This is a genomic window from Pseudonocardia parietis, from assembly GCF_017876315.1.
Lineage (GTDB): Bacteria > Actinomycetota > Actinomycetes > Mycobacteriales > Pseudonocardiaceae > Pseudonocardia > Pseudonocardia parietis.
On the sequence record NZ_JAGINU010000001.1, the window covers coordinates 2,848,040 to 2,860,408 of the forward strand.

A 12,369-nucleotide genomic window follows, 5' to 3' on the forward strand; every position below is an offset into this window, starting at 1 on the left:
ATAGGTCAGACGTATTCGGGTGGGAAGGGGCCACCGATCCGCTCCGTGATCGGCGGGCGCCGGCGGTGGTGTGCGGTGCGGTCCTGGAACAGGGCCGCGACCCGCAGCGCGGTGATCTCGTCGTGCGGGCGGGCGATCAGCAGCGCGGAGACCGGGCAGCCGTCCGGGGCGAGCCCGGTCGGCAGCGCGAGCCCGGGCGCACCGGTGAGGTTGCCGAGCATCGTGGCCCGCGACTGGGCGGCGTAGAGCGGGTAGCGCTCGCCGTCCACGGTGACCGTGCAGTCCGGCAGCCGGGGTGCGGTCGCCGGAGTGGTCGGGACGACGATCAGGTCGGCGCCGGCGAACACCGCGTCCAGTTCGGACTGCAGCTCGGCCCGGAACTGCAGCGCCCGCAGGTAGTCCGCGGCCGGGGTGGTGATGCCCTGGCTGATCCGGCGCACGGTCACCGGGTCGTAGTCGGCCCACCGCGCGGTGTCGGCCCGGTGCACCGAGACCGCCTCGGTGAACACGATCTGGTAGCCGATCGGCAGCGCCCGGTGCGCGGACGGGATGTCGCCGGACACGATCTCGGCGCCGGCGTCGACGAGCACGTCGACCAGATGGTCCACACCGGACCGGACCGCGCCGTCGCAGAGCTCGGTCAGGTACCCCTCCGGCCGGGCGATCCGCATGCCGCGCAGGTCCGCCGGTGCCGTCGTCGGGGGCAGTGGCAGGAGCTCCGGGACCCGGGGGTCACGCCCGTCCGGGCCCCGGAGTAGTCCGAACACCAGCCCGACGGTGCGGGCGTCGCGGGCCAGCGGGCCGATGGTCTCGGTGGTCCACGACAGCGGCACCGAGCCGGTCCGCGGGATCGTGCCCGCGGTCGGCTTGAGCCCGGTCAGCCCGCACCAGGCGGCGGGCAGCCGGACCGAGCCGCCGACGTCGGTGCCCAGCCCGAACGGCACGACCCCGGCCGCGACTGCTGCGGCGGTGCCGGTCGACGAGCCGCCCGCCCAGCGCTCGGGATCCCACGGGTTGCGGCAGGCGCCGGTCAGCGGCGGGTGCGGCCCGCCGACGGCGAACTCGGTGGTCGCGTCCTTGGACACCGGGACCGCCCCGGCCGCCTCCAGCCGGGCGACGACCGTCGCGGACTCCGCCGCCGGCGGCGCGTCGGCGCGGGTACGGGAGGCGGCCGTCGTCGGGACCCCGGCGACGTCGATGACGTCCTTGACCGCGAAGGGCACGCCCTCCAGCAGCCGTGGGCCGCCGGGGGGCTCGGAGTGGGCGAGTGCGCGCTCGCGCAGCACCCGGATCGTGCAGTTCAGCTCGGCGTGCAGCCGCTCGATGCGGTCCAGTGACTCCGGCACCCGGCCGGACCAGGCCGCCCGCAGCTCCGCGGCCAGCGGATCGCCCCCGGCGGACGCGTTCCCGCCCGCGCCGCTGCGGCCCGGCGCGCTCCCGGACGGGGGGACCACCCAGGCGTCGCCGGCGACCGGGTCCGCCGACACCGCGTGCACCGGGATCTCGCGCAGTGCCGCGGCGACCGGTTCGGCCCCGGCCACCGCCTCGTGCATCGCGGTGACCTGGTCCGGCTCCAGCGCGTAGCCCAGCCGCGCGGCGAGCGCGCCGAGCTCGTCGGCGGACGTCACCGTACGGTCGCCTTTCCGGAGAGCAGCGCCTTGGCCACGACCCCGCGCAGCACGTCGTTGGTGCCCTCGCCGATCGACATGAGCGGGGCGTCGCGGTAGAGCCGCTCGATCTCGAACTCGGTCGAGTAGCCGTAGCCGCCGTGGATGCGCATCGAGTCGATCGCGCACTCCAGCGCCTGCTCCGAGGCGAAGATCTTGGCCATCCCGGACTCGGTGTCCATCCGGACGCCCTCGTCCATCCGGGACGCGGCCCAGTAGGTCATCAGCCGGGCGGCCTGCAGTCGCACCGCGATCTGGGCGAGGCGCTGCTCGACGGCCTGGAACTCGCCGATCGGGCGGCCGAACGCGGTGCGCTGGCGGGCGTAGCCGAGCGCCTCGTCGTAGGCGCGCTGGGCGATCCCCACGCTGCGCGCGGCGATGTTGATCCGGCCGGTCTCCAGCGACGACAGCGCCTGCTGCAGCCCGCGGCCCTCGATCCCGCCGAGCAGCTGCGACGCCGGGACGCGGACGTCGGTCAGCACGACCTCGCAGGACTCGGTGCCCTTGTAACCGAGCTTGCCGATGTCGGCGGTGACCTCGAAGCCGGGGGAGGTCGCCTCGACGAGCAGGATGCTCATGCCCTTGTGCGCGGGCTCCGCGGACGGGTCGGTCTTGACCAGCACCGGAAGCGGATCGGCGTGCCGAGCGTTGGTGATCCACATCTTGGTGCCGTTGACGATGTAGTCGTCACCGTCGCGGCGCGCGGTGGTGCGAATGCCCTGCAGGTCGGTGCCCGCGCCGGGTTCGGTGAGCGCGATCCCGGTGCGCCGCGCGCCGGTGGCCAGGTCGGGCAGGTAGCGCTGCTTCTGCTCCTCGGTGCCGTGCCGGGCCAGCATGAAACAGGACACCGAGTGGCTGCCGAGGATCCCGGCGATGCCCATCCAGCCGCGCGCGATCTCCTCGAACGCGAGGCCGAACGACACCGTGTCCGCCGCCAGCCCGCCGTACTCCTCGGGGACGGCCAGGCCGAACAGGCCGAGCTGCTTCATCCCCTCGACGATCTCGGTGGGGTAGCGGCCGGACTGCTCCCACTCCCGGGCCACCGGCACGATCTCCTTCTCGACGAAGGAACGCAGGGTGTCCCGGAACAGGCGCTGCTCGTCGGTCAGCCGGAAGTCCATCTCAGCCCTTTCCCAGCGCGCCGGAGGACCGGAGCGCGGTGATCGTCGCGTCGTCGTAGCCCAGCTCGCGCAGCACCCGGTCGGTGTCGGCGCCCATCGCCGGTGCCGGCCGGGTGGGTACCCGGTCGGCGCCCGGCGGCCCCACCCGTACGGCGCTTCGCAGGCTGCGGACCTGACCGAACGCCTCGTGCTCGGTCTCGGCCACGAGGTCGCGTTCGAGGGTGTGCGGGTCGGTCAGCGCGCCGGCCACGTCCCGGACCGGGGCGCACGGGATCGAGGCCGCGTACATCGGGGCCAGCCAGTCGGCCACGGTGCGGGTGCGGAACAGCGCCTCGAGCTCGGGGACGAGCTCGTCGCGGTGCCGGGCACGGTCGGCGAAGGTCGCGAACCGCGGGTCGTCCGCGAGGTCCGTGCGGCCGAGCACGACGGTGAGCCGCTGCCAGAACTTCTCCTTCGCGCAGCCGACGACCAGCCAGCCGTCGGCGGCCTCGAAGGCCTGGAACGGGACCAGCGACGGGTGCGCCGAGTGCCGGGTGCGGGCCGGCTCGAAGTCGGCGGTCATGTGCCAGGTGCCGGGGTAGGTGAGCAGGCTGATCGCGGTGTCGTAGAGCGAGAGGTCGCAGTCGGTGCCGACGCCGTCGCGCCGGGCGCCGTGGATCGCGCCCAGCAACGAGATCGCGGCGACGTAGCCGCCGCAGTAGTCGACCAGCGACAGCCCGGTCTTCTGCGGTGCCCCGCCGGGCTCGCCGGTCAGCGACATCCACCCGCCGAGAGCCTGGAGCACGTAGTCGTAACCCGGCTCGCCCGAACGCGGCCCGGTCATCCCGAACCCGGTCAGCGAGCAGCAGACGATCCGCGGGTTGACCTCCTTGAGGTCCTCGTAGCGGATGCCCAGCTTCGCCGGGACGTCGCCGCGCAGGTTGGAGTAGACGGCGTCGGCGGTGCGGACCAGGTCCCGGAACACCTCGCGGCCCTCGGGCGTGCGGATGTCCAGGGTGATCGAGGACTTGTCCCGGTTGAACGACTGGAAGAACAGCGAGTCGTCCTCGGCGGTGTAGGGCGGGATGGAACGGCCGACGTCGCCGCCCGCCGAGGGGTCCTCGATCTTGATGATCTCCGCGCCGAGCTCGGCCAGGTGCATCGACCCGAACGGGCCGGCGCCGTACTGCTCCAGCGAGACGATCCGGATGTCCTCCAGCGGCCGCCTCACGCGTCGTCCAGGGTGAGCGGGGTCGCGGCCTGCGGGAACAGCGACGCGGCCCCGTCGGCCTCGCGCTTGTGCACGTAGAAGGCGCGCTTGAAGGTCAGGACCTGGACGGCGTCCTGGTTCAGGGTGCGGGTCCGGATCGAGACGATCCCGGCCGTGGGCCGCGAGCCGGACTCCCGCTTGTCCAGCACGATCGACTCGGACCAGATCGTGTCGCCGACGAACACCGGTGCGGTCAGCCGCAGCTCGTCGACGCCGAGGTTGGCGAACGCGTTCTGCGAGGTGTCGACGACCGACTGACCCATTGCGATCGAGATCGTCAGCGGGGAGACGACGAGCATCCGCCCGAACTCCGAGGACGCACCCACCTGGGCGTTGAAGTGCGCCTGGTTGGTGTTCATCGTCAGCAGGGTGAACCAGGTGTTGTCGGTCTCGCTGATCGTCCGCCCGAGGGGGTGCTGGTAGACGTCGCCCACCTCGAAGTCCTCGAAGAAGCGCCCCTGCCATCCCGGCTTGATCGTCACGTGCTCGGCTCCCTCGTCCACCGTGACCGCCGACGGTCACGGGTCGTCGCTGACCTGTGCGGGCCGGCCCGCCACGTACCGTCGCGGTGTCCCGGGCCACGTCGACCGTAAACATCAGACACTTGTCGGGCAAGGGCTCGGTTCGCTGGAACAGTGGCACGTTCGACACGTTGCGGTGAATATGCCTGAGGTTTTACGGACCGGTGCCCTGCGTTGCCGTCGCGAGTCGGTACGCTCGGTGCGGCCCGCCGGTCCCCGGCAGGTCGGACCCGGCGCGAGCGATCTGCGGAGCGTGACCATGAGCCCGAGTGCGGAACATCCCGCGGCCGGCGCGCCGACCGCCCGCCTGCAGGTGCAGCGGGTCCGCCCGGCCTACCGCCAGGTCGCCGACGAGCTGCGTTCCCAGATCATGCGCGGCGCGCTCGCGGCCGGGGCGCGGCTGCCCGCGGAGAGCGAGCTGACCGGCATGTTCGGGGTCAGCCGGTCCACGGTGCGGGAGGCGCTGCGGGTGCTGGCGAGCCAGCACCTGATCGACACCCGGCGCGGGGTGCAGGGCGGGTCGTTCGTGGCCGCCCCGGACCCGGCCCGCCTGGTCGAGGACGTCGGCGGCGCGCTCGGAGTGCTCGTCGCGACCCCGCGGCTGGGGATGGCGGACCTGCTGGAGGCCCGGCTCCTGCTGGAGCCGGCCGCGGCCAGGCTCGCCGCCCAGCGCGCCGCACCGGAGACCGTCGAGGCACTGCGCACGGCCGCCTCGGCGCCGCGGGACCCCCGCGACCCCAGCGGGTTCGTCGAGCACATGGACTTCCACACCACGGTGCTCATGGCCACCGGCAACCTGATGCTCACGATGATGGGGCAGCCGGTCGGCGACGTGCTGCGCACCCGGCTGAACCGCGCCGCGGTCGCCCCGGAGCGCTGGGCCGCGGTCGACGCCTGCCACGCCGAGATCACCGAGCACATCGCGCGGGGTGAGGCGGCCGAGGCCGAGGAGGCGATGCGCAGCCACCTGCTCGACCTGCGCGAGCTCTACGGCAGGCCGGGGGCCTGGAAGTCGGACTGACGCCGGGCGCGGCAGGATGGCGCGGGTGCGCACCGTCCTCGACCTGCTCCGGCTGCTCGCCGGCCGGGCCGACGGCGACGCCTCCGACGAGCTCGACCGGGTCGCCGCGGGGCTGGCGGTGTCCGACCCGGAGGCCGGGGCACTGGCGCTGCGGATCCGGTCGGTCATGGATGCCGGGCGCCGCCGCGAGTCCGAGCTGACCGCGCTCGTGGAGATCGCCCGCGACCTGGCGTCCGAGTCGGACACCGGTTCGGTGCTGACCGCGATCGTCCGCCGGGCCCGGGCGCTGCTCGGCACCGACGTCGTCTACCTGACCCTGTACGACGCCGACCGGGGCGACACCTACATGCGCGTCACCTCCGGCTCGGTGTCGCGCAGGTTCCAGACCCTGCGGCTCCCGCTCGGCGCCGGGCTCGGTGGCCTCGTCGCGGCCAGCCGCACCCCGCACTGGACCGGCCGCTACGCCGGCGATCCCCGGTACCGGCACACCGAGGCGATCGACACCGCGGTCGGTGAGGAGGGGATCGTCGCGATCTGCGGCACCCCGCTGCTGGTCGACGACGAGTTCGTCGGCGTCCTGTTCGCCGCCAACCGGTCGGCCCGTCCGTTCACCCCCGACGACGCCGCGCTGCTCGGTTCGCTCGCCGCGCTGGCCGCCGTCTCGTTGGTGCAGACCCGCCGCCTCGCCGACACCGCAGACGCCCTGGAGGCGCTGCGGGGCGCGCACGCCGCGATCGCCGAGGCGGCCGACGCGCACGACCGGTTCGCCGGCGTCGTGCTGGAGGGCGGCGACGTCGGCGACATCGCCGAGGCGCTGGGGCGGCTGCTCGGCGGCTGGGTCGCGGTGCTCGACCTGGACCGCACCCCGGTCGCGCGGTACGGGCCGGTCCCGGCCGGGCTGGACGTCGCCGCGGCCCTGCGCCGTGCCGAGGACCCGTCCGGACGGCCGGTCGTGGTCCCGTGCGCGGGCGGGACGTGGGTGGCCCCGGTGGTCGCGGGCGGGCAGCGGCTCGGGACGCTGCTGCTGGGCGGAATCGGTGCCGAGCCGGACGGAGCAGGGGCGGAGCTCTCGCCGGGCCAGATCCGGACCGTCGAGCGCGCCGCGATGGTCGCCGCGCTCGTCCTGCTCTTCGCCCAGCGGGCCGACGAGACCGACCGGCGAGACCGTGCCGACGGCCTCGCCGAGCTGCTGGCCGCCGCCGGCTCGCCGCGCACGGCGACGCTCACCCGCCTGGCCGGGCTGGGCGTGTCGGCCCGCCGCCCGCACGTCCTGCTGGTCTGCCGCTGTCACCCCGCGCGGCGACGCGCGCTGGCCCGCGAGGCGGCGACCCTCGGCGGACGGTCCGGGCTGGTGGGGGAGCAGGACGGCGCCGTCGTCGTGCTGCTGCCCGGTGACGACCCGACCGCGGCCGGCGCCCGGCTGGCCCGGCCGGCGAGCGAGCAGGACCCGGATGCCCACGTCACCGTGGGCGCGGCCGGCCCGTTCCGCCCGGCCGGCGGCGCGGTGGCCGCGCTCGCCGAGGCCCGGCGCTCGGTGGAGGCGCTGCTGGCCCTGGACCGGGCAGGGGAGTCGGCGGCCGCCTGCGACCTGGGGTTCGCCGGGCTGCTGCTCGGTGACCGGCCGGACGTCGCGGGGTACGTCGCCGGGATCCTCGGCCCGGTCGCCGAGCACGACGCGCGCCGCGGCAGCGAACTGATGCGCACCCTGGAGGCGTACTACGCCGCCGGGGCGAGCCCGACCCGGGCGGCGACGGCGCTGCACGTGCACGTCAACACGGTCGCGCAGCGCCCCGAGCGGATCGGCACGCTGCTCGGGCCGGACTGGCAGCACCCCGACCGCTCGCTGGAGGTGCAGCTGGCACTGCGGCTGCACCGGCTGGGGTCATCGGGTCGCGGATCCTGATCCCTCCCGCTGCTCGGCGTCCGAGGTTCTGGCGGCGAGGGCCGCGTAGGTGTCGCGGAGATCGCGCTTGAGGATCTTCCCGCTCGGGTTCTTGGGCAGCTCGTCGACCACGACCACGTACTTGGGCGACTTGAACCCGGCCAGCCGTTCCCGGGTGTGGGCGACGATCTCCGCGGGCTCCGCGACCGCGCCGTCGCGCAGCACCACCGCGGCGGCGACCGCCTCGATCCACTCCGGGTGCGCCACCCCGAACACGGCGACCTCGTTCACGGCGGGGTGCTCGTAGATCGCGTCCTCGACCTCGCGGCTCGCGACGTTCTCGCCACCGGTGATGATGAGGTCCTTCTTGCGGTCGACGACGGTCAGGTAGCCGTCGGCGTCCATCGTCCCCAGGTCACCGCTGTGGAACCAGCCGTGACGGAACACCTCGGCGGTGGCCTCCGGCTTTCCCCAGTAGCCGCGCATCGCGTGCGGGGTGCGGTGCACGATCTCGCCGACCTCACCGACGGGCACCGGCCGGTCGTTCTCGTCGTGCAGCCGGGTCTCGACGTTCAGGCTCGCCCGCCCCGCCGTGCCCGCCTTGGCGATCTGCTCCTCGGGGAACAGCACGGTGGCGTTCGGCGCGAGCTCGGTCTGGCCGTAGTAGTTGAACAGCCGGATCCCCGGGAGCCGCTCGCCCAGCTCGGTCAGCACGGCGACCGGCATGATCGCCGCTCCGTAGTAGCCCTTGCGCAACGACGACAGGTCGTAGCGGTCGAACGCCGGGGAGCGCAGGAGCCGGATCCACACCGTCGGCGGGCAGAACATCTTGTTCACACCCTCGGCGGCGACCGTGCTCAGGATCGTCTCCGGATCCGGCGAGTCGACGATCACGCTGGTCGCGCCCAGGTAGACGTCCGGGGTGAGGAAGTCGTGCAGCGCGGCGCAGTGGTAGAGCGGCAGCGCATGCAGCTCGATGTCGTCGCGGTGGTACTCGCCGTCGACGATGTCGCTGACGTACTGGGCGATCAGGTTCCGGTTGGTCATGATCGCGCCCTTGGGGGCGGACGTGGTGCCGCTCGTGTAGAGCAGCTGCACGGGGTCGTCGTCGCCGATCTCGACGTCCGGCTCGGTGGCGTCGTCGTGGGCGAGCAGCTCGTCGAAGCCGGTCCACCCGCTGCGGGTGCCGACCACGATCCGCAGCCCGACGTCGACACCGGCGGCCTCGAACGTGTCCGTCAGCGCGTCCTCGACGACGGCCGCCGTCGCCGCGCTGTCATCGAGCACGTAGCGCACCTCGCCCGCGGTGAAGTTGAAGTTCACCGGGACCGAGATGGCGTCGACCCGCGCCAGCGCGAAGTACGCGACGACGAACGCGTACGAGTTGCGGGACAGGATCGCGACCCGGTCGTTCCGCGCGACACCACGCTCGACCAGCGCGTTCGCGACGCGGTTCGCGTCGGTGTCGAGCTCGGCGAACGTGCGCCGGGTGTCCCGGTGCACGACGGCTGTCCTGCTCTCGACCTTCGCCGCCGTGCGGGAGAGCAGCGTGCCGACGGTCTGCCGGCGGGCCCTCGCGAGGTCGGCCGTGTACGGCGGCAGGTACCTGTCGAGATCGTCCACCCGATGCTCCTTCTCCGGCGGCCGGATCCGGGACGGGCGGCAGCGCCCGTCAGCGGATCCGGATGTTGCCGACCAGCGTCCCACCCCGGACGATCACGTGGGGGACACCTCGCTCGCTGCGCGCCCCGCGCTTGTCGATCACCGAACCGACCGACGTGCTCGTCTCCTCGACGTCGGCCGTGGCCCCCGGCGGGAGCCGCAGATCCAGGTTGCCGAACGTCAGGTCGCACTCGATCACGACCTCGCCGGTGACGAACCGGGCGGTGCGCATGTCGAGCCGGGCGTTGCCGAACCACGAGCGCACCACGATCCGCGGCGGGACCAGCCATTCGCCGTCGCGCCGCAGGTCACCCGCGGTGTTCGTCAGCTCCAGCACCTCCCGCGTCGGGACGACGTCGAGCGCGCCCGGCAGGTCGGCCACCGTCGCGTTGAGCTCCGCGCGGGTCACCGCCGCGGAAGCGTGGACGGATCGCTCGGAGAACTCCGACGCGGTCAGCCTGCCCTCGGCGTGGTGTCGCGCGAGCAGGGCGCTGACGTGCTCGCGCTCGGAGTGCGAGACGCGCAGGTCCCGCGGGGCCACCGGGTGCTCGGAGGAGGTCATGACACCGATCGTGCTCGGCCGGGGCGGGCGGTGCACCAGGGTTCCCCCTGATCTCGGCCCCGCGCCCGGCCTCCTTCCCCCTGTGGGCCGGCCGTCCCCGGTGGCAGGGTCGGTGCATGACTCCGGAGGACTCGATGCAGATCCACGCGCTGCTGGCCGACTACGGCCATGTCGTCGACGACCACGACTGGGACCGGGCGAGCGACGTGTTCGCCCCCGGCTTCGTGTTCGACCGCTCCGCGAGCGGGCAACCGGACCTGCACGGCATCGAGGACATCGTGGCGAACTTCAAGGGCCGCAACATGTACGCGCACCTGACGGTGAACACGACGCTGACCGAGGTGGACGCCGACACGGTGCGCGGGCACAGCAAGTTCATCGGCTTCCCGAACGAGGGGCCGCCGGTCACCGGGGACTACCACGACGAGATCGTCCGCACCCGGCACGGCTGGCGGCTCCGCCACCGACGCGCCGAGATCCGGCGGCGCAAGTTCTTCGACTGAGCGTCCCACGAGCGGGGCGGGTCAGGCCCCGAGAACGTGGGTGACGTGCTCGCGGGCCGGCCCGGCCAGCCGGGCCCGCAGTTCCCCGAACAGCTCCTCGGCGCGGCTCCCGACCCAGTCCTCGGGCAGCGCGTCGAGCGGCAGGCCCGGGTCGAGGTAGGGCAGCCGCCGCCACACCGTCACCAGCGTCACGAAGTCGGCGAACGCCAGCGCGGGTGTCCCGTCGGTCTCCTGCCAGGCTCGCCGGACCGGCTCCTGACGGTCCAGGAACGCCGTGTACTGCGCGTCCAGCGCGTCCAGGTCCCACCACGACGCGACCGTCTCCGGCAGCGGCCGCCCGGCGACGTGCCGGCTGCGGAACAGCTCCGTGTACCCGCGCAGCTCCGCCCGTTCCAACGCGTGCGAGATCTCCGCCTCCAGGTGCGCCGGCGCCACCCACAGCCCGGGGGCGACGGTGCCCAGCCCCAGCCGGATCAGCAGGCTCCGCAACTGGTGCCGCTGGTCGCGAGCGCTCTCCGGGACCGAGAACGCGACCAGCAGCCAGCCTTCACCGGCCCCGGCGCGACGCCGGGTGAAGATCCGCTCGTCACCCTCGGCGAGGACGTCGGACGCCGCCGCGGACAGCCGGTACCCGGCGGAGCCGCCGACCTTCTCCGGCTCGAGCAGGCCGCGCCGCTTCAGGCGGGACACCGCCGAGCGCACCGCCTGCCCGTCCACCCCGAGGTCACCGAGCAGGCGCACCAGCGACGCCACCGACAGCGCGCCACCGCGCTCGCGGGCGTACAGGCCGTACACCGACACGATGAGCCGGCGCGGCGGTGGGACGGTGAGCATCTCGGTCAGGGACCCGGCACGGTCCTCGTCCGGCTCTAGCGCATCGGCGACTGTCGTCACGCCCGGGATGATACGAGGCGCACCGGACGTGCGCCCGGACGTGCACGGTGTCAACCGGATCGGACCGGAGCACGTGTCCCCGCGGCGAAGGCCACGGCGACCGCGAGGGAGGCGATGGCCTGGTAGCCGAACCAGATCGGCCCCGCACCGGTCGCGCCGCCGGCGAGGAGAGCAGCACAGAGTCCGGTCACCAGCACCCAGCCGCCGTCGTAGGCGACGAGGTAGCGGGTGTGGGTGGCGGCCGCGCTCCGGATCGCGAACGCGCCTTCGGCGACGCCACTGAGCAGTACCGGTACCGCGGTCGCCCGGACGACCCCCGCCGGAACCGCCAGTGCCTCACCGATCGGGACCGCGAGGCCGGCGTAGGCCAGAGCCACGCCTCCCTTGAACAGGGCGTCGAGGAGGAAGCCCGTTCGTCGCCACTGCGGAGCCATCAGGCGACGATCTGTCGTGGCGCCCGTGGCCGCACCGCCCGGGTGCCACCCACGATCACTGCTAGCTTCACCGTCGTCGTGCTCCTCGGGTGGGGGGTTCGGTCCTGTCCAAGGTACAACGATCGTGGCAATGGGTACAACGGTGCCTGCAATATCGGTCTGGAGGCGCCCATGACCAGGGGCGATGTGAAGCGACCGCGTGGCGGGCTGGCGGACAAGCGCCGGGCGATCCTGGCCGGCGCGTTGGTGCGGTTCGCGCGCGACGGCTACGTACGGGCCGGTATGGACGCCATCGCCGCCGAGGCGGGCGTGTCCACCCGCACGATCTACAACCACTTCCGGGGCAAGGCCGAGCTGTTCGCCGCGGTCATCGAGGACAGTGCGGCCGGCGTCGCCGACGCGGAGATCGCGCTCGTCGACCGGCATCTCGGCAAGATCGTCGACCTGCCCGGCGACCTGTTCGAGTTCGGTGTCGCCCGCTCGCGTCCGTTGACCGGCTTCGCCGACCACTTCGCGCTGGTGCGGCAGATCAACGCCGAGGTCGAGCACATCCCGTCCGAGGCGATCGAGGCCTGGCAGCGACTCGGGCCGTTGCGGGTCCGCGAGGCGGTCGCGGACCGGTTGCGCCAGTGGGTCGACCGCGGCCTGATCCACACCGAGGACCCGGAGCGGTCGGCGTTGCATCTGATGCTGCTGGTCTCCGTGCAGAACCCGTCGATGCCGTGGGAGCACCCCTCCGAGGAGGACCTGGCCGCGAGCGTGACGGCAGGCGTGCGCACCTTCCTGCACGGACACGCACCCTCGACCGCCTAGGTGCAACGATCGTTGTAACTATTGCCATGAGCGTTGTACA

At 73.4% G+C, this 12,369-nt stretch carries 12 protein-coding genes; 4 read left to right on the forward strand and 8 right to left on the reverse strand.

What is annotated here, in order from left to right; genetic code table 11:
* Nucleotides 1-5: 5 nt before the first annotated feature.
* From JOF36_RS13465 to JOF36_RS13480, 4 genes are read right to left on the reverse strand one after another with little or no spacing between them, the layout of a single operon-like run.
* The gene (locus tag JOF36_RS13465) at nt 6-1,628 is read right to left on the reverse strand and encodes an amidase (protein WP_307862364.1); all 1,623 of its coding nucleotides are present in this window, start codon (nt 1,626-1,628) and stop codon (nt 6-8) included.
* Entirely contained in the window at nt 1,625-2,788 is a 1,164-nt protein-coding gene (locus JOF36_RS13470; RefSeq protein ID WP_210027116.1) for an acyl-CoA dehydrogenase family protein, read from the reverse strand. The genes JOF36_RS13465 and JOF36_RS13470 overlap by 4 nt, the downstream gene beginning before the upstream one ends.
* Before the next feature lies 1 nt (nt 2,789).
* The gene (locus tag JOF36_RS13475) at nt 2,790-3,998 is read right to left on the reverse strand and encodes a CaiB/BaiF CoA transferase family protein (protein ID WP_210027117.1); all 1,209 of its coding nucleotides are present in this window, start codon (nt 3,996-3,998) and stop codon (nt 2,790-2,792) included.
* A complete protein-coding gene (locus JOF36_RS13480) occupies nt 3,995-4,519 on the reverse strand; it encodes a MaoC family dehydratase (RefSeq protein ID WP_210027118.1) in 525 nt (174 codons plus the stop codon). The genes JOF36_RS13475 and JOF36_RS13480 overlap by 4 nt, the downstream gene beginning before the upstream one ends.
* A gap of 298 nt (nt 4,520-4,817) precedes the next feature.
* On the opposite strand from JOF36_RS13480, the gene JOF36_RS13485 reads away from it, so the two are divergent.
* Complete coding sequence (locus tag JOF36_RS13485; RefSeq protein WP_210027119.1) at nt 4,818-5,579, forward strand: FadR/GntR family transcriptional regulator; 762 nt, start codon at nt 4,818-4,820, stop codon at nt 5,577-5,579.
* 25 nt (nt 5,580-5,604) lie between these two features.
* Nucleotides 5,605-7,482: a helix-turn-helix domain-containing protein gene (locus tag JOF36_RS13490; protein ID WP_210027121.1), complete on the forward strand. Its 1,878-nt coding sequence runs from the start codon at nt 5,605-5,607 to the stop codon at nt 7,480-7,482.
* Here JOF36_RS13490 and JOF36_RS13495 read toward each other — a convergent pair.
* Complete coding sequence (locus JOF36_RS13495; protein WP_307862365.1) at nt 7,462-9,084, reverse strand: fatty acyl-CoA synthetase; 1,623 nt, start codon at nt 9,082-9,084, stop codon at nt 7,462-7,464. The genes JOF36_RS13490 and JOF36_RS13495 overlap by 21 nt on opposite strands.
* A gap of 49 nt (nt 9,085-9,133) precedes the next feature.
* Entirely contained in the window at nt 9,134-9,685 is a 552-nt protein-coding gene (locus JOF36_RS13500) for a DUF1707 SHOCT-like domain-containing protein (RefSeq protein ID WP_210027122.1), read from the reverse strand.
* Nucleotides 9,686-9,801: 116 nt separating this feature from the next.
* Between JOF36_RS13500 and JOF36_RS13505 the strand changes: the two genes are divergently transcribed.
* A complete protein-coding gene (locus JOF36_RS13505) occupies nt 9,802-10,188 on the forward strand; it encodes a nuclear transport factor 2 family protein (protein ID WP_210027123.1) in 387 nt (128 codons plus the stop codon).
* Nucleotides 10,189-10,209: 21 nt separating this feature from the next.
* Here the strand turns inward: JOF36_RS13505 and JOF36_RS13510 are convergent, their stop codons facing one another.
* Nucleotides 10,210-11,082, reverse strand: coding sequence for a PaaX family transcriptional regulator (locus JOF36_RS13510; protein WP_372447379.1), 873 nt, complete (start codon nt 11,080-11,082; stop codon nt 10,210-10,212).
* A 50-nt stretch (nt 11,083-11,132) separates the two neighbouring features.
* On the reverse strand, nt 11,133-11,516 hold the full coding sequence (locus tag JOF36_RS13515) for a hypothetical protein (RefSeq protein WP_210027124.1): 384 nt from the start codon (nt 11,514-11,516) through the stop codon (nt 11,133-11,135).
* Between the two features lie 171 nt (nt 11,517-11,687).
* Between JOF36_RS13515 and JOF36_RS13520 the strand changes: the two genes are divergently transcribed.
* Entirely contained in the window at nt 11,688-12,329 is a 642-nt protein-coding gene (locus JOF36_RS13520; protein WP_210027125.1) for a TetR/AcrR family transcriptional regulator, read from the forward strand.
* Nucleotides 12,330-12,369 lie beyond the last annotated feature (40 nt).

What these genes read in the sequence shown, in the direction of transcription:
- JOF36_RS13470 (WP_210027116.1), bottom strand. Translation starts at nt 2,788, where the DNA reads ATGGACTTCCGGCTGACCGACGAGCAGCGCCTGTTCCGGGACACCCTG.
- JOF36_RS13485 (WP_210027119.1), top strand. Translation starts at nt 4,818, where the DNA reads ATGAGCCCGAGTGCGGAACATCCCGCGGCCGGCGCGCCGACCGCCCGC.
- JOF36_RS13500 (WP_210027122.1), bottom strand. Translation starts at nt 9,685, where the DNA reads ATGACCTCCTCCGAGCACCCGGTGGCCCCGCGGGACCTGCGCGTCTCG.
- JOF36_RS13505 (WP_210027123.1), top strand. Translation starts at nt 9,802, where the DNA reads ATGACTCCGGAGGACTCGATGCAGATCCACGCGCTGCTGGCCGACTAC.
- JOF36_RS13515 (WP_210027124.1), bottom strand. Translation starts at nt 11,516, where the DNA reads ATGGCTCCGCAGTGGCGACGAACGGGCTTCCTCCTCGACGCCCTGTTC.
- JOF36_RS13520 (WP_210027125.1), top strand. Translation starts at nt 11,688, where the DNA reads ATGACCAGGGGCGATGTGAAGCGACCGCGTGGCGGGCTGGCGGACAAG.